Origin of the sequence: Roseovarius albus (assembly GCF_900172335.1) — a bacterium.
Lineage (GTDB): Bacteria > Pseudomonadota > Alphaproteobacteria > Rhodobacterales > Rhodobacteraceae > Roseovarius > Roseovarius albus.
Genome location: NZ_FWFX01000003.1, coordinates 1 through 26,178, shown reverse-complemented (window position 1 = coordinate 26,178; position 26,178 = coordinate 1). Strand labels below are relative to the sequence as shown.

The following is a 26,178-nucleotide window of genomic DNA, read 5'->3' as shown; positions in this document are numbered from 1 at the left end:
CCGAGGCACTGATTCTGTCATTTTTACTTTTGAGAAGGGTCTGTCATGACAGTCATTTCCAATCACATGCCCACAGCCGAACTTCAGGCGCTTGATGCGGCCCACCACCTGCACCCGTTTACCAATGGCGGCGAGCTGAACACGAAAGGCGCGCGGATCATCACGCGCGCCAAGGGTGTGACCCTGACGGATAGCGAGGGCAACGAGATTCTGGACGGTATGGCCGGCCTGTGGTGCGTGAATGTTGGCTATGGCCGCAAGGAGATGGCTGAGGTCGCCGCGCGCCAGATGCTGGAGCTTCCGTATTACAATACGTTTTTCCAAACCTCGCATGTGCCTGCGATTGCACTGTCGGAACGGTTGGCAAAACTGTCGCCGCATGATCTGAACCATGTATTCTATGCCGGTTCGGGGTCTGAGGCCAATGATACTAATATCCGTATGGTGCGAACCTATTGGGCCGAGAAGGGCCATCCTGAAAAGAAAACCATTATCGCGCGCAAGAACGGCTATCACGGCTCGACTGTTGGCAGCGGCTCACTTGGTGGAATGACAGGTATGCACGCACAAGGCGGTATGCCGATCCCGGATATTCACCATATCGATCAGCCAAATTGGTATGCCGAGGGCGGTGACACCGATCCAAATGAATTTGGCCTGCAGCGTGCCCGCGCGCTGGAAGAGGCGATTCTGGAGCTGGGGGAAGACAAGGTCGCGGCCTTCATCGGTGAGCCGATCCAGGGTGCCGGTGGGGTGATCATCCCGCCAGAAACCTATTGGCCGGAAATTCAGCGCATTTGCGAGCAATACAACATCTTACTGATCGCGGATGAGGTGATCACTGGGTTCGGTCGCACTGGCAATTGGTTTGGCTGCGAGACCTTTGACATCAAGCCACATATCATGACCATCGCCAAAGGTCTGAGCTCGGGCTATGCGCCAATTGGCGGATCGCTCGTTTGCGATGAAGTGGCTGAAGTGATGAACAGCTGCGAGTTTAACCACGGCTACACTTATTCGGGCCATCCTGTGGCCTGTGCTGTTGCGCTGGAAAACCTGCGCCTGCTGGACGAAGAGGGCATTGTTGAAAAGGTAGGCAAGGAAACCGCGCCGTACTTGAAGAAAAAGTGGGAGAGCCTGAATGAACACCCGCTGGTGGGCGAAACGCAGCTGTGTGGCCTGATGGGCTCGATGGCTTTGACGCCGCACAAAGATAGCCGGGCGGCCTTTGCTGCTGAGGCGGGGACTGCAGGCCTGATCTGCCGTGAACATTGCTTTGCCAACAATTTGGTGATGCGTCACGTGGGCGACCGCATGGTGATTTCGCCACCTCTGGTGATCACAAATGCCGAGATCGACACTTTGGTCGAGCGGGCGTGGAAAGCGCTGGATCAGGCGCACGCGCAACTGAAGGACGAAGGTCTGTTGAAGGCCGCAAGCTGAGTCGTACTAACTAGTAACCATTGAAATCCGCAAGTGGAGCCTCGCTTGCGGATTTTCTTGTTATATATTTGGGGCAAATATTTGCTGGGAATCTGGTGATTATTGTTTCTAATCATATAGATGTTCACACTTAGAAATCTGCTTTATTTACTCCTGCCTTTAGGGGGCAGGCAGGAAACACATTTGAAAGTGCGAAAAAAATTGTGTCGTAAATGTTAAAGAAACTGTCGCGCTGGCCTTGCATGGCGGCGTTTTTAGGAGTTTAGTTTGCGATATAACGTGGGCAAACCGCGATAAAACAATAGGGAGACACAGTTGGCCGAGTCGCAGAACAACGATGCGTTCGTTGAATTTGAACGTGTGCAAAAGAGCTATGACGGCGAAACACTGGTCGTAAAAGATCTCAACCTGACAATGCCCAAAGGCGAGTTTTTGACGATGCTTGGGCCTTCCGGCTCAGGCAAGACAACTTGCCTGATGATGCTGGCCGGTTTTGAGACGGCGACTCATGGGGCGATCAAGCTGGACGGTGTTTCGATCAACAACATTCCTCCGCACAAGCGTGGCATTGGCATGGTGTTTCAAAATTACGCCTTGTTCCCGCATATGACCATCGCCGAGAACCTGAGCTTTCCGCTGGAAGTGCGCAAGATCGGTAAGTCGGAGCGTGAGGAAAAGGTCAAACGCGCTTTGGATATGGTGGAAATGGGCGCCTTTGGGGGGCGTCGTCCGGCACAGTTGTCTGGTGGTCAGCAACAGCGGATCGCCCTAGCGCGGGCACTGGTGTTTGAACCCGAGCTAGTTTTGATGGATGAGCCTCTGGGCGCGCTGGACAAACAGCTGCGTGAAAAGATGCAGTTCGAAATCACCCATCTTGCGCATAATTTGGGGATTACTACGGTTTACGTGACCCATGACCAGACTGAAGCATTGACCATGTCAGATCGCGTCGCGGTGTTTGACGATGGTCGTATTCAGCAGCTTGATCCGCCGGATACCCTGTATGAAGAACCAAAGAACAGCTTTGTGGCCCAGTTCATTGGCGAGAACAACACGCTGCTAGGCACGGTGAAAGAGCTGAAAGGCGATCAGGCTGTTGTTCAGTTGGATGATGGCGAATTGATTGACTGTAAGCCGGTGAACGTGAGCGCCGTGGGTGATCGTACCCGTGTGTCGATCCGCCCAGAGCGGGTTGAATTCAACAAAGATCGCCTGCAAGCAGGTGCGCATACGCTCAAGGCCGAGGTGCTGGAATTCATCTATATGGGTGACATTTTCCGCACGCGTCTGCGGGTGGCAGGAAATGACGAGTTCATCGTCAAAACCCGGAACGCACCGGATCAGGTGCGTCTGCAGCCGGGCGAGCAGATCGAGATTGGCTGGTTGCCACAAGATTGCCGGGCACTAGATGCCTAAGGGCTAAGGAATATCGCACGGCGCCTGCGGCGTGCGATGAACAAAGAGCTCAAACGTTTTGCCCGTGACGGGGGCTCTGCATAGTTAACAGCGGGTTAATTAGGGAGACTATTGTATGACACTGACCAAAACACTGCTTACAACGACAGCACTGACTGTTGCGGCAGGCGCGGTTGCAGCCGAGGAAATGACCATCGTTTCCTGGGGTGGCGCTTATACGAAATCACAAAAGAATGCGTATCACGACCCGTATTCGGAAAAGACCGGCATCACCATCATCAACGATGACAGCTCGGCTGAAGCGGTTGCGAAACTGCGCGCAATGGACGAAGCGGGCAACGTCACATGGGACGTTGTAGACGTGGTTGCGGCGGACGCACTGCGTCTGTGCGACGAAGGTCTGGCGATGGAAATCGATCCAGACACGATGCTGGCCCCTGCACCGGATGGCACACCAGCATCCGAAGACTTCGGTGACTTGCTGGTTGGCGACTGCTTTATTCCGCAGATCGTTTATTCGACCACATTCGGCTATCGCACTGATCTGGTAGGTGACACACCACCAAGCAAGATCTGTGATGTTTTTGATACCGAAACCTATCCTGGTAAGCGGTCGCTGGAAAAGCGTTCGATTAACAACATGGAATGGGCGCTGCTTTGTGACGGTGTTGCCAAAGAAGACGTCTATGACGTTCTGGCGACCGAAGAAGGTCAAGACCAAGCTCTGGCCAAACTGGGCACCATCAAAGACGACGTTGTCTGGTGGTCTGCTGGTGCGGACACGCCACAGCTTCTGGCTGACGGCGAAGTTGTCATGGGTTCGACCTACAACGGTCGTCTGTTTAGCGTAATCGAAGAGCAAAACCAGCCGGTTGCGATGCTTTGGGACGCGCAGGTGTTTGACCTTGACGGTTGGATTATCCCTGCTGGCCTGAGCGATGAGCGCAAAGAACGTGCGCTGGACTACATCATGTTCGCGACAGACACACAGCGTCTGGCCGACCAAGCCAAGTGGATCTCTTATGGTCCGGCACGCAAGTCCTCGGCCCCACTGGTTGGTAAGCACGCCGATCTGGGTATCGACATGGCGCCACACATGCCAACCGATCCGAACAATGCGGCGAACACGTTCCTTTATAACTACGAGTTCTGGGCGGATTATCGCGACGACATCGAAGCCAAATTCCAGGCTTGGTTGGCGCAATAATTATTGCTGACTGATATGGGGAAGGGCTGGTTCCGGCCCTTTCCACAGCCGCACCAACGACGGCACCATAAAAGAATAACAAGAACCGATGGGGATATAGATGAGTGACACCGCCGAAAATGGCCCGGTTCTGGCCGCTGACGGGACACCGTTAAAGCGCAGCCTTAATCGTGCTTTGAGAGTTCAGAAAACGCGCGCGATGTTGTTGATTGCACCGCTGCTGCTGTTTGTGCTGGTTTCCTTTATCATCCCGATCCTGTCTATGCTGTTCCGCTCTGTCGAAAACGACATTGTAGTGAATACGCTACCGGAAACCGTTCCGATTCTGGCCCAGTGGGATTCCTCGACCGGAGAATTACCGTCTGAGGAAGTCTATGCCGCGATGGCGCGAGATATGATCAAGGCGGTTGAGGCTAAAAAACATACCAAGTTGGCGACGCGCCTGAATTACGAGAAAACCGGCATCGCCTCGATGTTCCGCAAATCAGGCCGGACGATCAAAAAGTGGGATCCCGAAGCGGATGCGCCGTTTAAGGAAAAGTTCCTCGACCTGCATAAGGGCTGGGGTGATATGGACGTCTGGAAAACCATACAGACCCACTCTGGTCTTTACACGAACGGCTATTTCCTGAACGCGATTGATATGCAGAAAACGCCCGAAGGGGCACAGGCGCAGCCGGAAAACAAACAGATCCTTGTGAAGCTGTTTATTCGCACGTTGATCATGTCATTGGTGATCATGGGGGCCTGTATATTGCTGGGCTATCCCATTGCCTGGATCTTGGCCAACCTGCCAGCACGGCAGTCAAATATGCTGATGATCCTTGTGTTGCTGCCGTTCTGGACCTCGCTGTTGGTGCGGACATCCGCATGGAAGGTGATGTTGCAACAGCAAGGTGTGATCAACGAGGTGCTGGTTTGGCTGGGCCTTGTAGCGGATGAATCGCGACTTGTGATCATCAACAACCAGTTTGGTACCATCGTGGCGATGACGCACATCCTGCTGCCGTTCATGATCTTGCCGATGTATTCGGTGATGCAGACGATCCAGCCGACGTACCTGCGCGCGGCCAAGTCAATGGGGGCGACCAACTGGACAGCCTTCTGGCGGGTGTATTTCCCGCAGTCGATCCCCGGGATTGGCGCGGGCTCGATCCTCGTCTTCATTCTGGCGATTGGTTACTACATCACGCCTGAAATCGTTGGCGGCACCAAAGGTGTCTTTATCTCGAACCGGATTGCCTATCACATTTCCAGCTCGCTCAACTGGGGTCTTGCGGCCGCATTGGGAACGATCCTGCTGGTGGTGGTCCTTATTCTCTACTGGGCCTACGACAAGATCGTTGGCATCGATAACGTTAAACTGGGGTAAGGCAGATGGCAGCATTAACACCGATCTCACGCAAGCCACTGTCACTGGTTTTGCCAACTGTCGCCGCCGCGGGGGCCATTCTTGGTCTCTTCGTCGGAACCGCGAATGGTTCTGGTCTTATGGGCATAATCATCGGGGCAGCCGCCATCGCCGGATTGGCGTTTGTCTACACGCAGGTACTGAAGAACGAGAAACTGGCGAAATGGATCTCCATTGTGGGCATGGCGGCCTTGGGCTTTGTCCTCGGGGGCATTCCTGCAGCCATCATCGGCGCACTGGCGGGGTGGTTCTATAGCTGGTTTATCTACTGGCTGTACGAAGGCCGCTATCGCCAACGCCTGCTGCCCTATCTCACACCCGGTCAGGTGCTGTGGCACTATGGGTTTCGGGTGATCTGTGGGGCGATCTTTATCTTCCTGATCACGCCGATCCTTGTGGTGATGCCACTGTCATTCAACTCTCAGGACTTCTTTACCTTCACGCCCGAAATGCTGCGGTTTGAGGCGGAAGGCTATTCCCTGAAGCACTATCAAGACTTCTTTACCAACAATGAGTGGCAGCGCAGCTTCAAGAACTCTCTGCTGATCGCGCCCATAGCCACGATCATCTCTGTGAGCCTTGGAACGTTGGCGGCGATCGGCCTGTCGCAATCCCACGTACCGGGACGCAGGGCAATCATGGCCATTCTGATTTCGCCGATGATCGTGCCGCTGATCATCTCGGCCACGGGCATGTTCTTTTTCTATGCGCAAATCGGCAACTGGATGGAAGGCACGCTTGGCTTTAACAAAAACTTCGTAGGTTATGTCAAAGTGATCCTTGCGCACGCGGTTCTGGGGATTCCGTTTGTGATTATCACAGTGACCGCCACGCTTGTGGGCTTTGACCGGTCCCTGACACGCGCCGCATCGAATATGGGTGCGGACCCGGTAACAACTTTCTTCCGGGTGCAGATGCCACTGATCCTGCCGGGTGTGATTTCTGGCGGCCTGTTCGCCTTTATCACCTCGTTCGACGAGGTGGTTGTGGTGCTCTTCGTTGGCTCGGCCAGCCAAAAAACTCTGCCTTGGCAGATGTTCACCGGCCTGCGCGAACAGATCAGCCCGACCATTCTGGCTGTGGCAACGATCCTTGTCGGGATTTCGATTGCCCTGTTGATTACGCTGGAATTCCTGCGCCGCCGCTCCGAGCGGTTGCGTGGGATGACACCGCAGTAAGGTCGAAACAGAGAAACAAAAAAAGGGCGCCGAATTTGGCGCCCTTTTCTTTGTAAGGTGCTAGTTTATTCGCGGACCAGTTTCTCGTAGCCCTCAGCGATTTCGCGGGCGAGAGCGCCAACCTCAAAGGTGTAGTCGCCGATCTGGCCTACGGGGGTGACCTCCGCGGCAGTGCCGGTCAGCCAGCATTGTTCAAAGCCTTCCAATTCGCCCGGCTCGATGTGGCGCTCATGCACCTTGATCTGGCGATCTTCCAGCATGCCGATGACGGTCTGGCGGGTGATGCCGTTGAGAAAGCAATCCGGTTTTGGGGTGTGAACTTCGCCGTCCTTGACGAAGAAGATGTTTGCACCGGTCGCCTCGGCCACGTAGCCGCGATAGTCGAACATCATTGCATCCGAGCAGCCTTTGGCCTCGGCCTCGTGCTTGGACAGGGTGCAGATCATGTACAGGCCAGCAGCTTTTGCGTGGCTTGGGATGGTTTCGGGGCTTGGGCGTTTCCATTTGGCGATGTCCAGCTTGGCGCCTTTCATCTTGGCGTCGCCATAGTAGTTGCCCCATTCCCAGGCCGCGATGGCCAGACGTACCGGGTTGCGCGCGCTGGCGACACCCATGTCTTCGCCGGCACCCCGCCATGCAACGGCGCGAACATAGGCATCGGTGAAGCCGTTTACTTTCAAAACCTGTTCTTTGGCGGCTTCGATTTCGTCAACCGAGAAGGGGATCTCAAAGTCCAGCTGGCCAGCCGAGAAGTGCAGGCGCTCGGAGTGTTGGCGGCTTTTGAAGATCTTGCCATTGTAGGCCCGCTCGCCTTCGAAGACCGAACTGGCGTAGTGCAACCCATGTGTCAGCAGGTGCACATTGGCATCGCGCCATTCGACGAGCGCCCCGTCCATCCAGATTTTGCCATCGCGGTCATCATAAGCAGCCATTTCCATTCTCCTTGGCCATATTTTCATTTGTTGCGTGAGTAAGGTCCACATCGGACATAAAATTGCTCAGAAACTGCGATTCGGTACCAGTTCACACTTGGAATGTCAACAAAGCTGACATATTATCGTATCGTTAAGTGAAAGTAACCGGAGTGCAGGATGACCAGTCGATCAAGCGGTGACGATCTTCTCTTTCTGACGGATGAAAAGCTGAGGCAGGGGATCGAGGCAATGTTCTTTGCTTACCGGGGGTTTACGGCTGATCCTGATCGCATTCTGGAAACCATGGCTTATGGGCGGGCCCATCACCGGGCGATCCACTTTATTTCACGTAGTCCTGGCACGACTGTTAACAACCTGCTGAGCATTCTCGGGGTGACCAAGCAATCCTTGAACAGGGTGTTGCGTACATTGGTTGAAGACGGATTGGTTGAAAGCCGGGTGGGAAAGTCGGATAAACGGGAACGGCACCTGTTTCTTACAGAAGCGGGGGATGCGTTGGAAAAGAAGCTGAGCGATGCGCAAAGGGTCCGAATGCGGACGGCGTATCGCAATGCAGGGCCCGAGGCCGTGGCAGGGTTTCGCGCTGTACTTGAGCAGATGATGGACGCAAAGATGCGCAGGCATTATCAGGCCATCAGGGAGAAAGATGTATGAGTGAACCGGCCCCCCACTTGTTGATTGTGGATGATGATGAGCGCATTCGCGGGTTGCTGCGCAAGTTTCTGGCGCGCAATGGATTTTTGGTGTCGGTGGCGCGGGATGCAGGGCATGCGCGGCGAATCCTGTCGGGCTTGGAGTTCGACCTGATCGTCATGGATGTGATGATGCCGGGCGAAGACGGCGTCGCCTTGACCCGCAGTCTGCGTGAAACTTTGCAAACCCCGATTCTGCTGTTGACGGCCAAAGGTGATACTGACGACCGTATAGCTGGACTTGAGGCGGGGGCTGATGATTACCTGCCGAAGCCGTTTGAACCGAAAGAATTGCTGCTGCGGATCAATGCGATCCTGCGCCGGATGCCAGACCCCGAACCCGAGCAAGTTGCGCCCAAGATGCTGACCATGGGGCCGGTGCGGTTTGATATTGAACGGGTTGAGATGATGCGCGGCGATGAACCCGTGCGCCTGACCGCGACCGAAGTGCAACTGATGCGTATCTTTGCAGAAAACCTGCGCGAGCCAGTGAGCCGCGCCAAGCTGGTCGAGGATCTGGGCCGTGACAAGGGGCAGGCGCAGGAGCGCGCAGTTGATGTGCAGATCACTCGATTGCGCCGCAAAATCGAGAGTGACCCCAAACAGCCGCGTTATCTTCAAACAGTGCGCGGTGAAGGGTATATGTTGATTCCGGATTGAGGTTTACCGCGCATATCTGAGCAGCGCGGCACCGATCAGGGTCACCATCGTGGACAGCACTTTGGTCAGATCCAGCCGCTCCTTGAGAAAAAACACGCCTATCAGCAGAGCAAAGATGATGCTGGTTTCGCGTAGGGCAGTGACCACGGCGATCGGCGCTTGCGTGAAGGCCCATGTGACAAGAGCATAGGCGATAAATGACGCGCTGCCGCCAATCAGGAACAGTTTGCGCCCACGGGTGGCGACGGCCTTGAAGGTTTGCGGCGAGCGGGCGGCGATGTAGAGCGCCATCAGGATGCTGTTGCCAATGGCGAGCCATGCAAAAAAGCCCAAAGAGGTGCCTGCAAGCCGCGCCCCCAAGCCATCAACCAGCGAATAGGAGGCGATGAAGCCGCCGGTGGCGAGGGCGGCCAGCGCGGCGGCGGCATTGCGTTGCCCATCGGCGCGACGCACCAGCGTGAGGCTGAGGATGCCGATGCCAATTAGGCCAATCGCTAGCAATTCAGATTGGCTGAGCGTGACTCCCAGAACCGCCACAGAAAATCCGGCTACCATCAATGGGGCTGAGCCGCGCGCGATCGGATAGACTTGGGTGAGATCACCCAGTTTGTAGGACTGTAGCAAAAACAGCTGATAGCCGAAGTGGAGGCCGATGCCCGCCAGCAGGTAGGGCAGGGATTCCGCAGCTGGAGTGGGCACGAAGAACAGGGCCACAATGGCGCAGGGTGCATGACCAAAGACCACGGCGGCCATGCTGGTCAGCTTGTCCGCGCTGCCCTTGACCATGGCATTCCAAGAGGCGTGAAGAAGTGCCGCCCCGATGATCACAACAAAGACAATCAGGGACATGGGCAATTCCTTTTAACCGATGCTGCCGCGGGGGTCGTCACCGATTTGGCCGCGATGCAGCAGCAGATGGTCAAGGATCACGCAGGCCATCATCGCTTCGGCCACCGGCACGGCGCGGATGCCGACGCAGGGGTCGTGGCGGCCTTTGGTGATCACTTCCGTGGGGCTACCGTCGATGCGGATGGATTTGCGCGGCGTGAGGATCGAAGAGGTGGGTTTGACAGCGAAACGCACGACCACATCCTGACCGGTTGAGATGCCCCCCAAGATGCCACCTGAATGGTTCGAGCTGTACTCAGGGCCATTTGCACCCATGTAAATCTCATCCGCATTTTCCGTGCCCTTGAGGCGGGCGGCGGCCATACCTTCGCCAATTTCAACACCTTTGACGGCATTGATCGACATCATCGCGGCGGCCAGATCGGTATCCAGCTTGCCATAGACCGGCGCGCCCAGACCGGCGGGGATATTGCGGGCGACAACTTCGATCTCGGCCCCGACAGAGTTATGTTCCTTGCGAATGCTTTGTAGGTAAGCCTCCCACTCCGGGGCGGCCTCGGCATCTGGGATCCAGAAGTCATTGCCTTCGATGGCATCCCAGTCAAACCGGCTGCGGTCAATTTCGAGATCGCCCATACGGGTCATGTAGCCTTTGATCTCGACGTTTGAGGCCAGTTCGGCGAGTGCTGCACGAGCCAGTCCTCCTGCCGCAACGCGGGCGGCGGTTTCACGGGCCGAACTACGACCACCGCCACGCGGGTCACGCAGGCCGTATTTCTGGTGATAAGTGATATCAGCGTGACCAGGGCGGAATGTCTTGGCGATCTCACCGTAGTCCTTGGAACGCTGATCGGTGTTCTTGATCATCAACTGTACTGGCGTGCCGGTGGTTTGACCCTCGTACACGCCCGACAGGATTTCAACCGCATCAGGCTCATTGCGTTGGGTGGTGTTCTTGTTCTGACCGGGGCGGCGCTTATCGAGCCATTTTTGCAGCATCTCTGGCGTAATCGGCACGCCCGGAGGGCAGCCATCAACCGTGGCGCCCAAGGCGGGTCCGTGGCTTTCACCCCAAGTGGTGACGCGGAAGAGATGACCAAATGTATTCAGGCTCATAAGCGGGGCTCCTTTGAGAGCGGTGTATATCTGCGTGCGCTGCGCCTCAAGCGGTTTTAGGTAATCTGCTTTCTGGCCTTGATAAGGATTTATCAATGCAGGATGCTGCTATGCAAGAAAGGTCTGCTTTGAGCGCAGAGCAGCCGTCTGAATTTAAAGAAAACCTTGACTAGACCCACCGTAGTCAGCCTCATTGTGTAGAATGGGCACCAGGGGGATAGGTTTGGAAAGCTCGGACACCGAAGCCAATAAAGCCGTCGTTCAGCGCTACGTTGACGAAATTCAAAATGGTCATTCGCTTGAAGCAATCGCAGAAGTTTTCGCTGAGGACTTCATCGATCATACCGCAAGTGGTGGCGGAGCATTCGTCGGCGGGATCGAAGGGCTAAAACAAGGCTATGCTTTTTTCTTGGAAGCTTTCCCGGACTTGCATGCAGATGTTGAGAAGTTGATTTCTGAAGGCGATACGGTTGTAGCTTACAAAACCCTTACAGCAACCCACTCAGGTGAATGGCTAGGATTTCCAGCCAGCGGAAATCGCGTCGAATTCAAGATAATTAGTATCTACAAGATCAAAGATGGCAGGCTAGCCGAGTTCTGGGGCTTGCAGGACGAGACAGCACTAAGAAAACAACTTATTGCTCATCAAGCAAACTGAGCGGCCTCTTCGTCCGCATAGCCGTGATTGTACAATAAAGGCTGGCTCTTGAGTGTGTTCTTGCTGTAGTCGGACCATATGTCAAATTACTTTCCCCCCGATACGCCGCTTGATGTCCTGCATGAGGATTACGAGATTCTGGCCGTCAACAAACCGGCTGGCTTGTTGTCCGTGCCGGGGCGGGGGGAGCATCTGGCCGATTGCCTGCTGACCCGCGTGCAAGAGGCGTTTCCGACGGCGTTATTAGTGCATCGGTTGGATCGCGATACGTCGGGTGTGATGGTGTTTGGCCTGACACCCCATGCGCAGCGCTCATTGTCGATGCAGTTTGAAACGCGCAAGACTAAGAAAACTTATGTGGCGCGCGTGGCAGGAAAGATCGAAGAAAAGACCGGAACCGTTGATTTGCCGCTGATCGTGGATTGGGAAAACCGCCCGCGCCAGATGGTGTGCCACGAGACTGGCAAAGAGGCGATCACCGATTGGCGGGTATTGAAAACCGCACAAGACGAGACCCGCGTGCGGCTGTTGCCACAAACCGGGCGTAGCCATCAGTTGCGGGTGCATATGTTGGCCTTGGGGCATCCGATTCTAGGCGATCCGCTCTATGCCGAAGGCGCTGCTGCGGATCATGAGCGGATGATGTTGCACGCACAGGAATTACGGGTGAATCACCCTGAAAGCGGGCGCGGCATGTCGTTTCGGGCGAAAGTGCCGTTCTGATTGGTGATGCTCTCTTGCCCCTTGTCGTCAGATCGGGCAGGGAATGCGTGAACATCTATCAAAGGACATCAGACCATGAGTGATATCGTGCGCCACCATGTTGGCCAGCGTTCCAGCAAAATCGTTTCTTTTAACGGCGTGATCTATCTGACCGGTCAGGTAGACGACACTCATGAGGATGTAGCGGGCCAGACGCGGGCCTGTCTTGAAAAGATCGAGGCGCTGTTGGAAGAGGCGGGATCGGATAAGACCCGGATTCTGCACACTACGATCTGGCTGGCGGATATCAATGACTTTGCCGAGATGAATTCGGTCTGGGACAACTGGGTTGCTCCGGGTCATGCGCCCGCGCGAGCCTGTGGTGAATCCAAACTGGCGCGACCTGTGCTCAAGGTCGAGTTTCTGGTGATCGCGGCGGAAGCTCCGAAACCGGAACAATCGCGCAAATAACTTTAGCCCTGTGATGCTGATGGACGCGGCCCAGTGGTTGCGCTATCAGCGTCGCGGAACTTTAGACAGAAAGGTGCGCCCATGTCTGGCCACGGTACTCCCATCCCGATGACATCTTACAAATCGACCGGCCTGTCCGGGGTGGCGGATGTGCCGGGGGACAAATCGATATCGCATCGGTCACTGATCTTGGGCGCGATGGCTGTGGGTGAGACCAAAATCACTGGCTTGCTGGAAGGCGAGGACGTTCTGGACACAGCCAAGGCCATGCAGGCTTTTGGCGCCGAGGTGACCAAACACGATGATGGGTCGTGGTCGGTGCATGGCGTTGGCGTTGGCGGCTTTGCCGAGCCGGATCAGGTGATTGATTGTGGCAACTCGGGCACCGGTGTGCGCCTGATCATGGGCGCAATGGCGACCTGTCCGATTTCGGTGACATTCACCGGCGATGCGAGCCTGAACAAACGCCCGATGGCGCGGGTCACGGATCCGCTGGCCTTGTTTGGCGCGCAGACGGTCGGCCGTTCCGGTGGCCGCTTGCCTATGACCATCGTCGGTGCCGATAGCCCTGTGCCGGTGAAATACACGGTTCCTGTGCCATCCGCGCAGGTGAAATCAGCGGTTTTGTTGGCAGGTTTGAATGCGCCCGGCCAGACCGTGGTGATCGAGCAGGAAGCCACGCGCGACCATACTGAGCGGATGCTGGCGGGGTTTGGTGCAAAAATCAGCACCGAAGAAACCAACGATGGTCGGGTGATTACCTTGACAGGACAACCTGAGTTGAAGCCGCAGACCATTGCGGTACCACGCGATCCATCAAGTGCAGCCTTTCCGGTTTGTGCGGCTCTGATCACTGAAGGGTCGGATGTCTTGGTGCCCAATATTGGCCTGAATCCAACCCGCGCAGGTCTGTTCGATACTTTGCGCGAAATGGGCGCGGATCTGACCTATGAACACCTGCGAGAAGAGGGTGGTGAGCCGGTTGCCGATCTGCGCGCAAAATATTCGCCGAATATGAAGGGCATCGAGGTGCCCGAATGGCGTGCGGCCAGCATGATTGATGAATATCCAGTGTTGTCTGTTGTTGCGGCCAATGCCGAAGGGCAAACCGTGATGCGCGGTGTAAAAGAACTGCGGGTGAAGGAATCGGACCGCATCGATGCTATGGCCACAGGTCTGCGTGCTAATGGCGTTGAGGTCGAAGAGGGCGAAGACTGGTGGATCGTGACCGGCAAAGGTATAGGCAATGTCCCCGGCGGGGCCACCTGTGAAAGTCATCTGGATCACCGGATCGCCATGTCATTCATGGTGCTGGGCCTGTCGACTAAGGCACCTGTCAGCGTTGACGATGGAGGTCCAATCGCGACCTCTTTTCCGATCTTCGAGCCGTTGATGGCGCAGTTGGGGGCGGATGTTCGTCGCTCTTAAATCGGTTCTATATTGTGCGACTACGTGCCCTGATACGCGCCCTAAGTTGCCCCGGGGCCACTCCAGCTAACGCCCCGAGGCTATCTGCCAATAGGTCCAGCCATTCTGCGCCACGCTCAAAAGCGGGCTGGATCATCTCAATTGCTCCACCATAGAGAACTGCTAGAGGTACCAGCCACCAAATGGCTTTAGGACGCACCCAGCCATACGGCAACGTGAGCAAGGCGAAGGCAAGAAAGTGCATTTGCTTATCGGTAAGGAACAACGGCGTCCCGCCAGGTTCGGATGGCTTTAAAGTCCCGTATGCGATCAACAAGGCGGTGGCACAGGTCAGGGCAATGGCGACGGAATGTTTCATGGTGATGACCTATACTGTTCGCCTGAGCGCGAAAAGGCAGAAATGGAACGTTGTCTGTTGAGAGCGTTGAAGAATAAATTCCATCCCTCTAATCTGGCAGATCAATAGAATGTAGGTCGCTCTCGAATGCCAGAAATCCCTATACGTGCCTTTATGGTGTCTCTAGTTGCCCTTAGGCGGACGGCGGCCAGAGTTGAAGTGTTGCTTTTGAAGCGGAATGAAACACTGGTCGGGGAATGGTGCCAGATTGCGGGCAGCATCGAAGAGGGCGAAACGGCTTGGCAGGCTGCAGTGCGTGAATTGCGCGAAGAAACCGGGTTGGAGGCGCAGGCGCTGTATTCTGCCGACATCTGCGAGCAGTTCTATGAAACTGATCGCAATGCCATCACCATGGCCCCGGTGTTCGTTGCGTTTATTGATGAGGGCGACGCCGTCGTTTTGAACCAAGAACACAGCGAGAGTCGTTGGGTGCCCTTTGATAAGGCCAGAGACATGGTGCCCTTTGCCGGGCATAGGAATGTGCTGCGTCATGTTGAAGAGGAATTCATCGTGCGTGAGGCACATCCGCATCTCTTGATACAAAAGAACTAGGCATCATGCTTTGATAGGAAGCAAATCAAGGTTTGATATACCCCGTCGGAGGTATGCGGGGTGTAACGTAAATTGAGGCTGCTAACGCTACCAGCTGTGGGGATCGATAAAGAGGAATCGCAGAAAACATGTGGAAACCAGTGGTTTTTCAAGATTTAAATTCGGCACATTCGGTCGCAGTCTGGTTAAGGTTCTGAAATATATAAATATTCACTGTCGCAAACTCTACGCCAACTAGCTTGCGAGGTGGGCAAGGCTCTGCTACACCCACGCGGAAAATCGGTGTTCAGGATGGAGCACTGTGTTCAACGCCCCCGGATCGAGCCAGCAAGAGCTAAAACCGGGGCCAAAAATCGGAAGGGTGGACGTGTCCGAACCAGCTTCGATCTCATCAGGCATTGCCGAGCGCTATGCCACCGCGATCTTCGAGATTTCGAAAGAGTCCGGCTCTTTGACGAAACTCGAGAAGAATTTAACTGATCTTGCCGCAGCACTAGATGACAGTGCTGAACTGCGCGACCTGATCCAAAGCCCGGTTGTGCCTCGTGCAGAACAAGGCACGGCGATTGCAGCGGTAGGCAAGAAGATGAAACTTGTCCCAGAACTGCAAAACGGCCTGAGCCTGATGGCGCAAAAGCGTCGTCTGTTTGTTCTGCCGCAGCTTGTTGCGCAGCTGAGCGCGCGCATCGCCGAGGACAAAGGCGAAGTGACTGCCGAAGTGACCAGTGCCAAGGCGCTGACCAAGACGCAGTCCGAAAAACTGGCCAAAACGCTGAAAGCGCGCGTTGGCAAGGACGTCAAGATTAGTGCGACCGTTGATGAAAGTCTCATCGGCGGTCTTGTCGTTAAGGTGGGCTCGAAAATGATCGATACGTCGATCGCTTCGCGCCTGAACTCCCTACAGAATGCAATGAAAGAGGTCGGATAAATGGGTATCCAAGCTGCAGAGATTTCTGCGATCCTGAAAGACCAGATTAAGAATTTCGGTCAAGAGGCGGAAGTCGCCGAAGTTGGCCGGGTTCTGTCTGTTGGTGACGGGATTGCACGGGTTCATGGTCTGGACAATGTTCAGGCTGGTGAGCTGGTCGAATTCCCCGGTAACGTTATGGGGATGGCCCTGAACCTGGAAGCCGATAACGTCGGTATCGTTATTTTTGGTTCCGACCGTGAGATTAAAGAAGGTGACACCGTCAAGCGCACCAAATCCATCGTGGACGTGCCAATCGGTGACGGCCTGCTGGGTCGTGTTGTCGACGGTCTGGGTAACCCGCTGGACGGCAAAGGCCCGATTGAGACCACAACCCGTGGTCTGGCTGACGTCAAAGCGCCTGGCATTATTCCGCGTAAATCGGTTCACGAGCCGATGGCGACTGGTCTGAAATCAGTTGACGCGATGATTCCGGTTGGCCGTGGCCAGCGCGAGCTGATTATTGGTGACCGTCAGACAGGTAAAACAGCCATCGCGCTGGACACCATCCTGAATCAAAAAGTTTACAACGAAGCCGCTGGCGACGATGAAAGCAAGAAGCTGTACTGCGTATATGTCGCGGTTGGCCAAAAGCGTTCCACCGTTGCGCAGCTGGTGAAGAAGCTGGAAGAAAGCGGCGCGATGGAATATTCCATCGTTGTTGCGGCAACCGCGTCTGACCCGGCTCCGATGCAGTTCCTGGCGCCATATTCGGCGACAGCGATGGCCGAGCACTTCCGTGACAACGGTCGCCACGCTCTGATCATCTATGATGACCTTTCCAAGCAAGCGGTTGCGTATCGTCAGATGTCGCTGCTTCTGCGTCGCCCACCCGGTCGTGAAGCCTATCCTGGTGACGTTTTCTATCTTCACTCCCGTTTGCTGGAGCGTTCGGCCAAGCTGAACGAAGACAATGGTGCTGGCTCACTGACGGCTCTGCCGATCATCGAAACCCAAGGTGGTGACGTTTCGGCGTTTATTCCAACCAACGTGATTTCGATTACCGACGGTCAGATCTTCCTTGAAACCGAACTGTTCTACCAAGGTATCCGCCCTGCGGTTAACACTGGTCTGTCAGTTTCGCGTGTTGGCTCTTCGGCGCAAACAAACGCGATGAAATCGGTTGCTGGTCCGGTTAAATTGTCGCTGGCTCAGTACCGCGAAATGGCTGCTTTTGCGCAGTTTGGTTCAGACCTCGACGCCGCGACCCAGCAGTTGCTGAACCGTGGTGCGCGTCTAACCGAGCTGATGAAACAGCCGCAGTATTCACCACTGACCAACGCCGAAATCGTTTGCATGATCTACGCTGGTACCAATGGGTATCTGGACAAGATCGATGTGAAAGAAGTTGGGCGTTATGAGGCCGGTTTGCTGGCGCACCTGCGTGGCAAGCACAGCGATCTGCTGGATTACATCACCAAGGAAGACCCGAAAGTTAAAGGGGAAGCCGAGGACAAGATCAAGGCAGCGCTGGACGAGTTCGCAGCAGACTTCGCATAAGGGGAGACAGGCATGCCGTCCCTTAAGGACCTTAAAAACAGGATCGAGTCGGTCAAATCGACCCGCAAGATCACCAAGGCCATGCAAATGGTGGCCGCCGCAAAACTGCGGCGGGCCCAGGAAGCGGCCGAACAATCGCGCCCGTACACGGAGCGGTTCAACAACGTCATGGGCAAGCTGGCATCGTCAGTTGGCGATAGCGCTGGTGCGCCCAAACTGTTGTCTGGAACCGGTTCGGATCAGGTGCATATGCTGGTTGTGATGACGAGCGAGCGCGGGCTTTGTGGTGGGTTCAACTCGAACATCGCCAAGATGGCGCGTGTTGAAGCTCAAAAACTGCTGGCTGAAGGCAAGACCGTCAAGATTGTCACCGTGGGTAAAAAAGGCCGGGACGCGATCAAACGCGATCTGGGCGATCACTTTATCCATCATGTCGATCTGAGCGAGGTCAAGAAATTGGGCTACGCCAATGCACAAAGCATTGCTGCCGATATTCTGTCGCGCTTTGATGCAGGCGAGTTTGACGTAGCGAAGATCTTCTTTTCACGGTTCCAGAACGTTGTGACCCAAATCCCGACCATTCAGCAGATTATCCCAGCGGATGTCAGCGCGTTTGATACGGATGAGGGTGACGGCGCGTTCTACGACTACGAACCTGATGAAGCCGCGATATTGGCTGACCTTCTGCCGCGTGGTGTTGCCACCGCGATTTTCAGCGCTCTGCTGGAGAACGGCGCATCCGAGCAAGGCGCGCGGATGTCGGCAATGGATAACGCGACACGTAACGCTGGTGAGATGATCGACAAGCTGACAATTCAGTTTAACCGCTCACGTCAAGCTGTGATCACCAACGAGCTTATTGAAATTATTTCGGGCGCTGAAGCGCTCTAAACGACCGGAGACGAAACATGGCAAATGCAAAAGGCACAGTGACCCAGGTCATCGGCGCCGTGGTGGACGTTCAGTTCAGCGGCGACCTGCCCGAAATTCTGAACTCTTTGACCACCGACAACAATGGCAAGACACTGGTTCTGGAAGTTGCTCAGCACCTTGGTGAAAGCACTGTTCGGACCATCGCGATGGATGCGACCGAAGGTCTGGTTCGTGGCCAGGAAGTCACCGACACCGGTGCGCCGATTTCCGTTCCTGTCGGAAACGCTACTTTGGGCCGCATCATGAACGTTATCGGCGAGCCGGTTGACGAACAGGGTGAGGTTGCTGCAACTGAAACACGTGCTATCCACGGTGACGCACCAGCGTTTGACGAGCAGTCAACTGCAACCGAGATCCTGACAACAGGTATCAAAGTTATCGACCTTCTGGCCCCTTACACCAAAGGTGGTAAAATTGGTCTGTTCGGTGGTGCCGGTGTTGGCAAAACCGTTCTGATCATGGAACTGATCAACAACATCGCGAAGGTGCACTCTGGTGTGTCCGTGTTCGCTGGTGTTGGTGAACGGACCCGTGAAGGGAACGACCTGTATCACGAGATGATCGAATCCGGCGTTATCGTTCCTGATAACCTGTCAGAATCGAAAATTTCGCTGGTTTACGGCCAGATGAACGAGCCTCCAGGTGCGCGTATGCGTGTTGCCCTGTCAGGTCTGACACTGGCGGAGCAGTTCCGTGACCAATCCGGTTCCGACGTTCTGTTCTTTGTTGATAACATCTTCCGCTTTACACAAGCCGGTTCCGAAGTTTCGGCCCTGTTGGGTCGTATTCCTTCGGCTGTGGGTTATCAGCCAACGCTGGCGACTGACATGGGCGCGATGCAGGAACGGATTTCATCGACCAAAAATGGTTCGATTACATCGGTTCAGGCCGTTTATGTTCCTGCGGATGACTTGACTGACCCCGCGCCTGCGACATCGTTTGCGCACCTTGATGCGACAACCGTTCTGGACCGTGCGATTTCAGAAAAGGGTATTTACCCTGCTGTGGATCCACTGGGTTCGACCTCGCGTCTTCTGGACCCGCTGGTCATCGGTGAAGAGCACTACAAAGTGGCAACCGACGTTCAGCAGATCCTGCAGCGCTACAAGTCGCTTCAAGACATCATCGCCATCCTCGGAATGGACGAACTGTCAGAAGAAGACAAACTGGCCGTCGCCCGTGCGCGTAAGATCGAACGATTCCTGTCACAACCGTTTGACGTTGCGAAAGTGTTCACCGGTTCAGACGGTGTTCAGGTTCCACTGGAAGACACGATCAACTCGTTCAAGGCCGTTGTTGCCGGTGAATATGATCACCTGCCAGAAGGCGCCTTCTACATGGTTGGCGGCATCGATGACGTGATCGCAAAAGCTGAAAAAATGGCAGCGGAAGCCGCTTAAGATAGCGATGTGAGGCGGGGCCTGGTTCACGGGCCCCGACGAACACCACAAGGAGGGCCTTATGGCTGACACAGTGCAATTCGATCTGGTATCGCCCGAGCGCCTGTTGACTTCGGTTGAGGCAACCGAGGTGCAGATCCCCGCATCGGAAGGTGACATGACAGCGATGCCTGATCACTCGCCTTTGATCACCACGCTGCGCCCCGGTATCGTCAAAGTGACCGGTAAATCCGGCACCAGCGAATATATTGTGACCGGCGGCTTTGCCGAAATTAATGGCAGCAGCATTTCGATCCTGGCGGAACGTGCCGTGGCGCGTGAAACCATTACTCAAGAAGACTTCTCGTCAATGATTGCAGAGGCGAATGCCCGTCTGAGCAATGCCCAAGACGCTTATCAGAATGAGCCTGGCCCGGTTGACGAAGCAGCCAAGCTTTTGTCTGACATGGTGGCCATTGGTGACGAGATTGGCCTGAGCGCAAACTAAGTATTGCTAAATACTCAAGATTGTGGCCCGCCTTTGGCGGGCCTTTTCTATATTTTATCAAATTTTTGACGAAAATCAGGTTTAGGAAGATTGACGAGCGGTGCGAAGAACTTTGTATTGCACTTTAAAAGTGTTTTAAATTTGGTGTGTTGTGAACTTATATGAAGAAGTTGATTAATCAGATTATCGGAATTGATCAGGGAGATACGATCCTGTTTTCAGATTTCGAAGAAGGCGGCGATATGTGGACCGGCAAGGGTCCGCGCCTGAGACGGAAGTCGATTGCTTTTAGTAATGCCTTTAAGGCGCCCCCTTGTGTTCATGTATCCTTATCTATGTGGGATATGGATACAGTGGCAAATGCCCGGGCTGATGTGACAAGCGAAAACGTCACCGTCGAAGGATTTGATGTGGTGTTCCGTACGTGGGGGGATACGCGTGTGGCCCGAGCTCGTGTTGGCTGGCTGGCAATTGGGCCATTGGGACATGCGGATGATTGGGAGCTTTACTGACACAGCCCGGCGCGAAGCGATCAGGGTGGGATAGACAACGTCGTGTTTATTGCCTAACGCTGCCTGAAGCAGCATAAGGCAGGTTATTCATGTTGAAACGTCAACCCTTTGAAATCGGTGGCCATTCCATCGCGCCCGGGGTTCGAAAAACTATTGATATCCCAGTAAGCACGCTAAGCGATCACACTCCAGTGAATTTGTCGGTACATGTGGTGCACGGGCGCAAGCCGGGTCCTGTGCTGTTCGTCTCAGCCGCAATTCACGGGGACGAAGTTATTGGGGTAGAAATCGTTCGTAGGCTGCTTAAGGCTACTGCTTTGAAAACCATGGCTGGCACTCTGCTGGCCGTACCAATCGTTAATACCTACGGATTTTTGAATCATTCGCGTTATCTGCCGGATCGGCGCGATTTGAACCGGAGTTTCCCAGGGGGCAGCCAGGGGTCTATGGCGTCGCGCCTTGCTCATATTTTCATGGCGGAAGTTGTGCACCGCTCAAACGTCGGCATCGACCTTCACTCAGCGGCCATTCATCGCAACAACCTACCGCAAATTCGGCTAACAACCGGAAATCAGCGGTTGGCAGAATTGGGTAAGGCATTTGGGGCTCCAGTGATGATGCAATCGAAGCTACGCGAGGGGTCCTTACGTATGGCGGCAGAGGAGGCAGGGGTGGATGTGTTGCTTTTCGAAGGTGGAGAAGGGTTGCGTTTTGATGAACTGGCAGCACGCTCGGGTGTCAGCGGCATTTTGCGTGTCATGCATAAACTTGGAATGATCGGGAGCAAGGGGGTACCTAAGGTCAAGCATGCGCCCGTTTTGGCCGGAGATTCCAGCTGGCACAGGGCACCTGCCGGTGGCGTGTTTCGAGGGTATGTCACCATTGGCGATGTGGTGCAGTCTGGCACAGTTTTAGGTGCGATTTCGGATCCATTTGGAGAGGTCGAGGCCGAAGTGCTGTCTGAGACCAATGGTATTGTTATCGGCCGCACCAACATGCCTGTGGTCTATGAAGGGGATGCACTATTTCACATTGCAGAAACCGCGCGGGCGGACGCAGCTGCAGAAGGCGTCAATGCCCAGATTGAGGCGGCTCCACTTTATGATGAAGACGAAATCATCTGATGGCCTAACGTTTTTACGTCGTGCAGGGGCAGAGGGGTAATTTGTGAGCCGCGTCCTTCTTGGCCCCGAATTGAGGCTATACGGGGCTAAGACAGCTGCCGGTCACATCAAAGCATAGGCGGGCATCATGGAAAATTACGAACATCACATGCTGGATTGGCGCGGTATTTTGATTGTCATTTGTAGCGCCCTTTGTAGCGAGGGGGCGAAGCAACTCCTTTAAAGCAGGTAATAATCTGAATTTTCAGGTAAAATCAATCTGATGGTGCGGTCGAGAAGACTCGAACTTCCACGGGTGTTACCCCACAGCGACCTCAACGCTGCGCGTCTACCATTCCGCCACGACCGCACGTGATCAGATGACAGGGTCTATACGCAATCGCTTCGAGCTTGTGAAGCGCAAAATGAGTATATTGCGATGACTTGTTTCGTAGTCGTTTTTGCTGGTGCAATCTTCGACTTTCCGAGAACATGAAAACGTTTTAGAAGCGGCGAAGGGCCGAGAATTGGAGCACCAGGGCATGGTAGAGTGGATAACATCCACCGGATTGACGGGTTACGATGACGCCGTTGCCTTTATGGAGGCGCGGGTTGCGGCAATTTCGGCAGGGGAAGCCTCCGAGGCGATCTGGCTGGTGGAGCATCCGCCGCTCTATACTGCGGGAACATCTGCTAATTCTGATGATCTGACGGACCCTGAGAGATTTCCTGTTTATGACAGTAAACGAGGCGGGCAATATACATATCACGGACCCGGTCAAAGAGTGGTCTATATCATGCTGGACGTCGGCAAACGCGGCAAGGATGTGCGCCAGTTTGTGCGTCAGTTGGAAGAATGGGTGATCGCGACATTGGACGAGTTCAACGTCACGGGTGAGGTCCGCGCTGGTCGGGTGGGTGTGTGGGTCGAGCGAGACGACAAGCCCTTAACCGTCACTGGCCAAAGGCCTGAGGACAAGATTGCCGCAATCGGAATCCGCCTGCGCAAATGGGTCAGCTTCCATGGAATCTCGATCAATGTGGAACCAGATCTGGAGCACTTTAGCGGCATCGTTCCGTGCGGCATTTCCGAGCACGGGGTGACCAGTCTTGTCGACCTTGGGCTGCCGGTGACGATCGGCGATGTTGATGTGGCCTTGCAGCGCCGATTTGCCGAGGTGTTTGGCAACTAAGCCAGAAGCATTCTGAGTCCCTGAGTAACATCTGAGCGGACGGCAAGACGCAGGCTGGGTTCATCCCCGGCCTTAAGCGCGCTGATGATCATCGGATGATGTTGTGACGGCGATTTGCGGTGCAGGCGTTCATAAAGTGCGCGCATGGTAGGGCCCAGCTGTAGCCAGACAGTTTCAGCCATTGCCAGCATTGCTGGAGCCTGAGCCCGCAGATACAGAGTGCGGTGAAATTCGAGGTTGTTTTTAATGTAGCCTACGGCATCCTGGCGCAGGATACTCTCGTTCACCCGGCTGTTGATGCTTTGCAGCCGTTCGATCAGGGCGATGTGCGCACGGGGCAGGGCACGGCTGGCTAGCTCGACCTCAATCAAAGAGCGTAGGGCTGCGAGCTCTTCGATCCGATCATTGTTGAGAATGGGTGTTGAGACACGACCCGAGCCGGAAACGTTTAACGCCCCTTCGGCGGCTAACTTACGCACTGCTTCGCGTGACGGGGTCATTGATACGTCAAATTCAGAACCAACGCCACGAATGGTCATGGATTGGCCAGGCGCGATTTCGCCGTGCATGATGCGCTGACGCAGCCCGCGATACACGCGGTCATGAGCGGGAGGGGAGGGATCTGGTCGGGAAGTAATCAACATTGTCTATTTGTGATCACAATTGCGTATAAGGTCAATCGCCGAAGCGATAGAGATGCAGGTCTGATCCGTAATCGCGCAGCCAACGGCGTGGTGTTTCATATCCCGGATAAAGCTCATCCACCTCTGTCCAGAAAGCGGGGCTGTGGTTCATTTCCTTAAGGTGTGCGACCTCATGTGCGGCCACATAATTCAATACCTCTGGCGGGGCCATATAAAGCCGCCACGAATACATCAGTCCTTTGGCGGAAGAGCACGAGCCCCAACGGGACCGCGTGTCGCGGATGCTGATGCGAGCGTAGCCAAGTCCCAATTGTGCGGCGTAGTGGTCAGAGGCGGCGGCCAATTGATCGCGTGCCCGGGCCTTAAGCCACGCCCGAACCTTGGAACCAACGGTTTCATCCGAACCGGGGACATGCAATATTTCGTCGAATAATTCGACACGCCGCCCGGCACTTGGTTTGATTCGAATATGCTCCCCCTGGATCGGGATCGTCGCATCAAACCTCACATCAACAGTATTGGGGCGCGTCAAAAGCTGGTCTCGAATCCAGCTTTCCTTTTGGCGGGCAAACTTCAAGCCTTCACGCTCAGAGACGCCTTTGGGCACGGTCAGGGTTACGCGGCCATCTAATCCGGAGATGCGCAAGGAAATCCGGCGTGCTTTTGCTGATTTGCGCAGTAATATTTCAACATTGGGCTTGCCCCAAAGCACGTGTTGGCCCATACCGCCTCCTGAATCTGTGATCTGCGGCGTAAAGCCTTTGACACCCTGTTACAGTTATGGCAGGTGGCGCAGATTGTCGATATGACTTGATAGTTTGAAAGGGATAACCATGCCCAAGGAAGAATGGGGTGTAAAACGCATCTGCCCAACCACGGGAAAGCGATTTTATGACCTGAACAAGAACCCGATCATTAGCCCCTACAGCGGCGAGATCGTGGAGATCGAAAACAATAAGAACCGCTCGATTATTGCGGACGCTGAAGACAGCGAAACACAAAAGCTGAAAGCCGCCAATATGGGCGATGACGCGGACGTGTTGGACGATGATGACGACGTTGATGTCGATCTGGGCGATGATGTTCTGGACGATGACGACGACGAAAACGTCTCGCTGGACGAGATCGCTGATGTCGCTCAGGAAGACGATGATAATTAACCAACAACGGGCAGGATTTTTCTCTTGATCCTGCCTGCCGCTTCTCATAAATAGCGGCGCACAGGCGGTGACGCCTAATGGTTTGGGGCCTTAGCTCAGCTGGGAGAGCGCTTGCATGGCATGCAAGAGGTCAGGGGTTCGATCCCCCTAGGCTCCACCAAATCCTTATAGTTCAACTAGATAGCAAGCATTAGAGCAGTGTGACACACAGGTGTGACACAAAATGAAGCAGCATGCATATCTCTCACTTTCCAGACATGGCATTTATTACTTCCGTTGGCCCCTGCCCGACACAGGACCAAAACCCCACACTAAACCAAACACCACACGTAGGACCCTTCGGGTGTCATTGCGTACAAGGTGCCCTAAAGAGGCTGGAACTCTGGCACGGCGTCTTGCAGTGTACGGCGACACAATAACAAAGCACATAGAAGCATCGGGCATGAACCACGGCGAACTGCGCACAAAGGTGTATGATCACTTCAAGGGTATACTGGAGAAGGCAAAGGCACGGAGGAATGAACTCGGCCCCTATACAGGAGCTGAGAAAGAACTCTTGGTTAATACCATCCAAGTCTATGAGATGGACAATGAAGACTTCTGGGATTTGATGAAGAAGGACTTTGCCACTCAGCAATTCCAATCATTTTGCAGTGCAACTGGCGTTCCTCAGGAGCAGCCAAGAGAAACTCTTTGGGCCATCCTTGATGAAATCCGCAAGGCTACGATTGGCTTGAATAAGGCGTTGCTGGAACATGATAAAACTTTTGAGAAATACGACTTCGACGCGACGCTCAGTGCGCCTTGGAGCCACCCAGAATGGGCGCGACCCGATCCGGGCCTTAACCCTACCGAAGTTGCAAGAGGTCCCTCAGAAACAGCTTCCGGGCCGCTGCTGTCAGTTCTCTTCGAGCAAAGGAAAAATGAGGCTGAGCAGACAGGCCAATGGACACTGAAGCTGGTGAACGATTATCAGGTTTGGACAGACCTGCTCATTGAATTGCAGGGTGATCGCCCGTGTCCGTCACCAGAGTTTTTGGAACCAATGTGGGCCTAAACTAAGTGAGAGTTTGGCTCATCTTGTTGGTTTGATTATGCGGCGTGTTTGCGGTGATGCAAGCGCCGCGCTTCGAGCGTCTTCAGTTTGATCCTTTCGCGTTGTTT

General features: G+C 54.7%; 28 protein-coding genes and 2 tRNA genes. 23 read left to right on the top strand and 7 right to left on the bottom strand.

What is annotated here, in order from left to right:
* Window positions 1-45 precede the first annotated feature (45 nt).
* The 5 genes from ROA7450_RS05485 (at window position 46) to ROA7450_RS05465 (ending at window position 6,655) form a co-directional block, all read left to right on the top strand.
* Complete coding sequence (locus ROA7450_RS05485) at window positions 46-1,443, top strand: aspartate aminotransferase family protein (protein ID WP_085804692.1); 1,398 nt, start codon at window positions 46-48, stop codon at window positions 1,441-1,443.
* Window positions 1,444-1,758: 315 nt separating this feature from the next.
* Window positions 1,759-2,859, top strand: coding sequence for an ABC transporter ATP-binding protein (locus ROA7450_RS05480; protein WP_085804691.1), 1,101 nt, complete (start codon window positions 1,759-1,761; stop codon window positions 2,857-2,859).
* 115 nt (window positions 2,860-2,974) lie between these two features.
* A complete protein-coding gene (locus ROA7450_RS05475; RefSeq protein WP_085804690.1) occupies window positions 2,975-4,066 on the top strand; it encodes an extracellular solute-binding protein in 1,092 nt (363 codons plus the stop codon).
* 100 nt (window positions 4,067-4,166) lie between these two features.
* Window positions 4,167-5,438: an ABC transporter permease gene (locus ROA7450_RS05470; RefSeq protein ID WP_085804689.1), complete on the top strand. Its 1,272-nt coding sequence runs from the start codon at window positions 4,167-4,169 to the stop codon at window positions 5,436-5,438.
* Between the two features lie 5 nt (window positions 5,439-5,443).
* Window positions 5,444-6,655: an ABC transporter permease gene (locus tag ROA7450_RS05465; protein ID WP_085804688.1), complete on the top strand. Its 1,212-nt coding sequence runs from the start codon at window positions 5,444-5,446 to the stop codon at window positions 6,653-6,655.
* A gap of 65 nt (window positions 6,656-6,720) precedes the next feature.
* Here the strand turns inward: ROA7450_RS05465 and ROA7450_RS05460 are convergent, their stop codons facing one another.
* Window positions 6,721-7,587, bottom strand: a complete 867-nt coding sequence (locus ROA7450_RS05460; RefSeq protein ID WP_085804687.1) for a branched-chain amino acid aminotransferase — start codon at window positions 7,585-7,587, stop codon at window positions 6,721-6,723.
* Window positions 7,588-7,746: 159 nt separating this feature from the next.
* Here ROA7450_RS05460 and ROA7450_RS05455 point away from each other — a divergent pair, with 159 nt between their 5' ends.
* Entirely contained in the window at window positions 7,747-8,244 is a 498-nt protein-coding gene (locus ROA7450_RS05455; RefSeq protein WP_085804686.1) for a MarR family winged helix-turn-helix transcriptional regulator, read from the top strand.
* Window positions 8,241-8,942 (top strand): response regulator, encoded by a 702-nt coding sequence (locus ROA7450_RS05450; RefSeq protein ID WP_085804685.1) that lies wholly within the window; start codon window positions 8,241-8,243, stop codon window positions 8,940-8,942. Before ROA7450_RS05455 ends, ROA7450_RS05450 begins: the two co-directional genes overlap by 4 nt.
* 3 nt (window positions 8,943-8,945) lie before the next feature.
* Here ROA7450_RS05450 and ROA7450_RS05445 read toward each other — a convergent pair whose 3' ends face one another.
* Together ROA7450_RS05445 and aroC are read right to left on the bottom strand one after the other, a co-directional pair.
* Window positions 8,946-9,791, bottom strand: a complete 846-nt coding sequence (locus ROA7450_RS05445; RefSeq protein WP_085804684.1) for an EamA family transporter — start codon at window positions 9,789-9,791, stop codon at window positions 8,946-8,948.
* A 12-nt stretch (window positions 9,792-9,803) separates the two neighbouring features.
* Window positions 9,804-10,907, bottom strand: a complete 1,104-nt coding sequence (gene aroC, locus ROA7450_RS05440) for a chorismate synthase (protein ID WP_085804683.1) — start codon at window positions 10,905-10,907, stop codon at window positions 9,804-9,806.
* Between the two features lie 223 nt (window positions 10,908-11,130).
* Here aroC and ROA7450_RS05435 point away from each other — a divergent pair, with 223 nt between their 5' ends.
* The 4 genes from ROA7450_RS05435 to aroA all read left to right on the top strand — a co-directional run bounded on the left by ROA7450_RS05435 (window position 11,131) and on the right by aroA (window position 14,166).
* The gene (locus ROA7450_RS05435) at window positions 11,131-11,565 is read left to right on the top strand and encodes an ester cyclase (RefSeq protein ID WP_159454005.1); all 435 of its coding nucleotides are present in this window, start codon (window positions 11,131-11,133) and stop codon (window positions 11,563-11,565) included.
* Between the two features lie 78 nt (window positions 11,566-11,643).
* Window positions 11,644-12,288, top strand: coding sequence for an RluA family pseudouridine synthase (locus ROA7450_RS05430; RefSeq protein ID WP_085804681.1), 645 nt, complete (start codon window positions 11,644-11,646; stop codon window positions 12,286-12,288).
* Between the two features lie 75 nt (window positions 12,289-12,363).
* The gene (locus ROA7450_RS05425) at window positions 12,364-12,738 is read left to right on the top strand and encodes a RidA family protein (RefSeq protein WP_085804680.1); all 375 of its coding nucleotides are present in this window, start codon (window positions 12,364-12,366) and stop codon (window positions 12,736-12,738) included.
* 81 nt (window positions 12,739-12,819) lie between these two features.
* The gene (gene aroA / locus ROA7450_RS05420; RefSeq protein ID WP_085804679.1) at window positions 12,820-14,166 is read left to right on the top strand and encodes a 3-phosphoshikimate 1-carboxyvinyltransferase; all 1,347 of its coding nucleotides are present in this window, start codon (window positions 12,820-12,822) and stop codon (window positions 14,164-14,166) included.
* Window positions 14,167-14,173: 7 nt separating this feature from the next.
* Here the strand turns inward: aroA and ROA7450_RS05415 are convergent, their stop codons facing one another.
* Window positions 14,174-14,524: a VanZ family protein gene (locus tag ROA7450_RS05415; RefSeq protein WP_085804678.1), complete on the bottom strand. Its 351-nt coding sequence runs from the start codon at window positions 14,522-14,524 to the stop codon at window positions 14,174-14,176.
* 126 nt (window positions 14,525-14,650) lie between these two features.
* On the opposite strand from ROA7450_RS05415, the gene ROA7450_RS05410 reads away from it, so the two are divergent.
* The 8 genes from ROA7450_RS05410 (at window position 14,651) to ROA7450_RS05375 (ending at window position 22,038) form a co-directional block, all read left to right on the top strand.
* Window positions 14,651-15,115 carry an NUDIX hydrolase gene (locus ROA7450_RS05410; protein WP_085804677.1) on the top strand — a complete coding sequence of 155 codons (465 nt, stop codon included), beginning with the start codon at window positions 14,651-14,653 and terminating at the stop codon, window positions 15,113-15,115.
* A gap of 361 nt (window positions 15,116-15,476) precedes the next feature.
* A complete protein-coding gene (locus tag ROA7450_RS05405; RefSeq protein WP_234999460.1) occupies window positions 15,477-16,043 on the top strand; it encodes a F0F1 ATP synthase subunit delta in 567 nt (188 codons plus the stop codon).
* Complete coding sequence (atpA, locus tag ROA7450_RS05400) at window positions 16,044-17,582, top strand: F0F1 ATP synthase subunit alpha (RefSeq protein ID WP_085804676.1); 1,539 nt, start codon at window positions 16,044-16,046, stop codon at window positions 17,580-17,582.
* Between the two features lie 12 nt (window positions 17,583-17,594).
* Complete coding sequence (locus tag ROA7450_RS05395; RefSeq protein WP_085804675.1) at window positions 17,595-18,473, top strand: F0F1 ATP synthase subunit gamma; 879 nt, start codon at window positions 17,595-17,597, stop codon at window positions 18,471-18,473.
* 17 nt (window positions 18,474-18,490) lie between these two features.
* Window positions 18,491-19,915: a F0F1 ATP synthase subunit beta gene (gene atpD / locus ROA7450_RS05390; RefSeq protein WP_085804674.1), complete on the top strand. Its 1,425-nt coding sequence runs from the start codon at window positions 18,491-18,493 to the stop codon at window positions 19,913-19,915.
* A gap of 61 nt (window positions 19,916-19,976) precedes the next feature.
* A complete protein-coding gene (locus tag ROA7450_RS05385) occupies window positions 19,977-20,402 on the top strand; it encodes a F0F1 ATP synthase subunit epsilon (RefSeq protein WP_085804673.1) in 426 nt (141 codons plus the stop codon).
* A gap of 161 nt (window positions 20,403-20,563) precedes the next feature.
* Window positions 20,564-20,914 (top strand): H-type lectin domain-containing protein, encoded by a 351-nt coding sequence (locus ROA7450_RS05380; RefSeq protein WP_085804672.1) that lies wholly within the window; start codon window positions 20,564-20,566, stop codon window positions 20,912-20,914.
* Between the two features lie 89 nt (window positions 20,915-21,003).
* Window positions 21,004-22,038 (top strand): succinylglutamate desuccinylase/aspartoacylase family protein, encoded by a 1,035-nt coding sequence (locus ROA7450_RS05375; RefSeq protein WP_085804671.1) that lies wholly within the window; start codon window positions 21,004-21,006, stop codon window positions 22,036-22,038.
* Window positions 22,039-22,301: 263 nt separating this feature from the next.
* Here ROA7450_RS05375 and ROA7450_RS05370 read toward each other — a convergent pair.
* Window positions 22,302-22,387: transfer RNA gene (locus ROA7450_RS05370), tRNA-Leu, on the bottom strand.
* A gap of 172 nt (window positions 22,388-22,559) precedes the next feature.
* Here ROA7450_RS05370 and lipB point away from each other — a divergent pair.
* Complete coding sequence (lipB, locus tag ROA7450_RS05365) at window positions 22,560-23,210, top strand: lipoyl(octanoyl) transferase LipB (RefSeq protein ID WP_085804670.1); 651 nt, start codon at window positions 22,560-22,562, stop codon at window positions 23,208-23,210.
* On the opposite strand, the gene ROA7450_RS05360 is transcribed toward lipB, so the two are convergent.
* Window positions 23,207-23,854: a GntR family transcriptional regulator gene (locus ROA7450_RS05360; RefSeq protein ID WP_085804669.1), complete on the bottom strand. Its 648-nt coding sequence runs from the start codon at window positions 23,852-23,854 to the stop codon at window positions 23,207-23,209. The two genes, lipB and ROA7450_RS05360, sit on opposite strands and share 4 nt — an antisense overlap.
* Window positions 23,855-23,885: 31 nt before the next feature.
* Window positions 23,886-24,578 (bottom strand): M48 family metallopeptidase, encoded by a 693-nt coding sequence (locus tag ROA7450_RS05355; RefSeq protein WP_085804668.1) that lies wholly within the window; start codon window positions 24,576-24,578, stop codon window positions 23,886-23,888.
* A 109-nt stretch (window positions 24,579-24,687) separates the two neighbouring features.
* Here ROA7450_RS05355 and ROA7450_RS05350 point away from each other — a divergent pair, with 109 nt between their 5' ends.
* The 3 genes from ROA7450_RS05350 (at window position 24,688) to ROA7450_RS05340 (ending at window position 26,071) form a co-directional block, all read left to right on the top strand.
* The gene (locus ROA7450_RS05350; RefSeq protein ID WP_085804667.1) at window positions 24,688-25,014 is read left to right on the top strand and encodes a TIGR02300 family protein; all 327 of its coding nucleotides are present in this window, start codon (window positions 24,688-24,690) and stop codon (window positions 25,012-25,014) included.
* Window positions 25,015-25,098: 84 nt separating this feature from the next.
* Window positions 25,099-25,174 (top strand) — tRNA-Ala (locus tag ROA7450_RS05345).
* 282 nt (window positions 25,175-25,456) lie between these two features.
* A complete protein-coding gene (locus ROA7450_RS05340; RefSeq protein WP_085804666.1) occupies window positions 25,457-26,071 on the top strand; it encodes a hypothetical protein in 615 nt (204 codons plus the stop codon).
* The last annotated feature ends 107 nt before the right edge of the window (window positions 26,072-26,178 follow it).

Excerpts from the sequence above, each read along its gene's own strand:
- aroC (WP_085804683.1), bottom strand. The coding sequence starts at position 10,907 with ATGAGCCTGAATACATTTGGTCATCTCTTCCGCGTCACCACTTGGGGT.
- ROA7450_RS05340 (WP_085804666.1), top strand. The coding sequence starts at position 25,457 with ATGAACCACGGCGAACTGCGCACAAAGGTGTATGATCACTTCAAGGGT.
- ROA7450_RS05465 (WP_085804688.1), top strand. The coding sequence starts at position 5,444 with ATGGCAGCATTAACACCGATCTCACGCAAGCCACTGTCACTGGTTTTG.
- ROA7450_RS05430 (WP_085804681.1), top strand. The coding sequence starts at position 11,644 with ATGTCAAATTACTTTCCCCCCGATACGCCGCTTGATGTCCTGCATGAG.
- atpD (WP_085804674.1), top strand. The coding sequence starts at position 18,491 with ATGGCAAATGCAAAAGGCACAGTGACCCAGGTCATCGGCGCCGTGGTG.
- ROA7450_RS05460 (WP_085804687.1), bottom strand. The coding sequence starts at position 7,587 with ATGGCTGCTTATGATGACCGCGATGGCAAAATCTGGATGGACGGGGCG.
- ROA7450_RS05395 (WP_085804675.1), top strand. The coding sequence starts at position 17,595 with ATGCCGTCCCTTAAGGACCTTAAAAACAGGATCGAGTCGGTCAAATCG.
- ROA7450_RS05410 (WP_085804677.1), top strand. The coding sequence starts at position 14,651 with ATGCCAGAAATCCCTATACGTGCCTTTATGGTGTCTCTAGTTGCCCTT.
- atpA (WP_085804676.1), top strand. The coding sequence starts at position 16,044 with ATGGGTATCCAAGCTGCAGAGATTTCTGCGATCCTGAAAGACCAGATT.
- ROA7450_RS05450 (WP_085804685.1), top strand. The coding sequence starts at position 8,241 with ATGAGTGAACCGGCCCCCCACTTGTTGATTGTGGATGATGATGAGCGC.
- lipB (WP_085804670.1), top strand. The coding sequence starts at position 22,560 with ATGGTAGAGTGGATAACATCCACCGGATTGACGGGTTACGATGACGCC.
- ROA7450_RS05445 (WP_085804684.1), bottom strand. The coding sequence starts at position 9,791 with ATGTCCCTGATTGTCTTTGTTGTGATCATCGGGGCGGCACTTCTTCAC.
- ROA7450_RS05475 (WP_085804690.1), top strand. The coding sequence starts at position 2,975 with ATGACACTGACCAAAACACTGCTTACAACGACAGCACTGACTGTTGCG.
- ROA7450_RS05380 (WP_085804672.1), top strand. The coding sequence starts at position 20,564 with ATGAAGAAGTTGATTAATCAGATTATCGGAATTGATCAGGGAGATACG.
- ROA7450_RS05355 (WP_085804668.1), bottom strand. The coding sequence starts at position 24,578 with ATGGGCCAACACGTGCTTTGGGGCAAGCCCAATGTTGAAATATTACTG.
- ROA7450_RS05485 (WP_085804692.1), top strand. The coding sequence starts at position 46 with ATGACAGTCATTTCCAATCACATGCCCACAGCCGAACTTCAGGCGCTT.
- ROA7450_RS05385 (WP_085804673.1), top strand. The coding sequence starts at position 19,977 with ATGGCTGACACAGTGCAATTCGATCTGGTATCGCCCGAGCGCCTGTTG.
- ROA7450_RS05415 (WP_085804678.1), bottom strand. The coding sequence starts at position 14,524 with ATGAAACATTCCGTCGCCATTGCCCTGACCTGTGCCACCGCCTTGTTG.
- ROA7450_RS05360 (WP_085804669.1), bottom strand. The coding sequence starts at position 23,854 with ATGTTGATTACTTCCCGACCAGATCCCTCCCCTCCCGCTCATGACCGC.
- ROA7450_RS05455 (WP_085804686.1), top strand. The coding sequence starts at position 7,747 with ATGACCAGTCGATCAAGCGGTGACGATCTTCTCTTTCTGACGGATGAA.
- ROA7450_RS05425 (WP_085804680.1), top strand. The coding sequence starts at position 12,364 with ATGAGTGATATCGTGCGCCACCATGTTGGCCAGCGTTCCAGCAAAATC.
- aroA (WP_085804679.1), top strand. The coding sequence starts at position 12,820 with ATGTCTGGCCACGGTACTCCCATCCCGATGACATCTTACAAATCGACC.
- ROA7450_RS05375 (WP_085804671.1), top strand. The coding sequence starts at position 21,004 with ATGTTGAAACGTCAACCCTTTGAAATCGGTGGCCATTCCATCGCGCCC.
- ROA7450_RS05470 (WP_085804689.1), top strand. The coding sequence starts at position 4,167 with ATGAGTGACACCGCCGAAAATGGCCCGGTTCTGGCCGCTGACGGGACA.
- ROA7450_RS05350 (WP_085804667.1), top strand. The coding sequence starts at position 24,688 with ATGCCCAAGGAAGAATGGGGTGTAAAACGCATCTGCCCAACCACGGGA.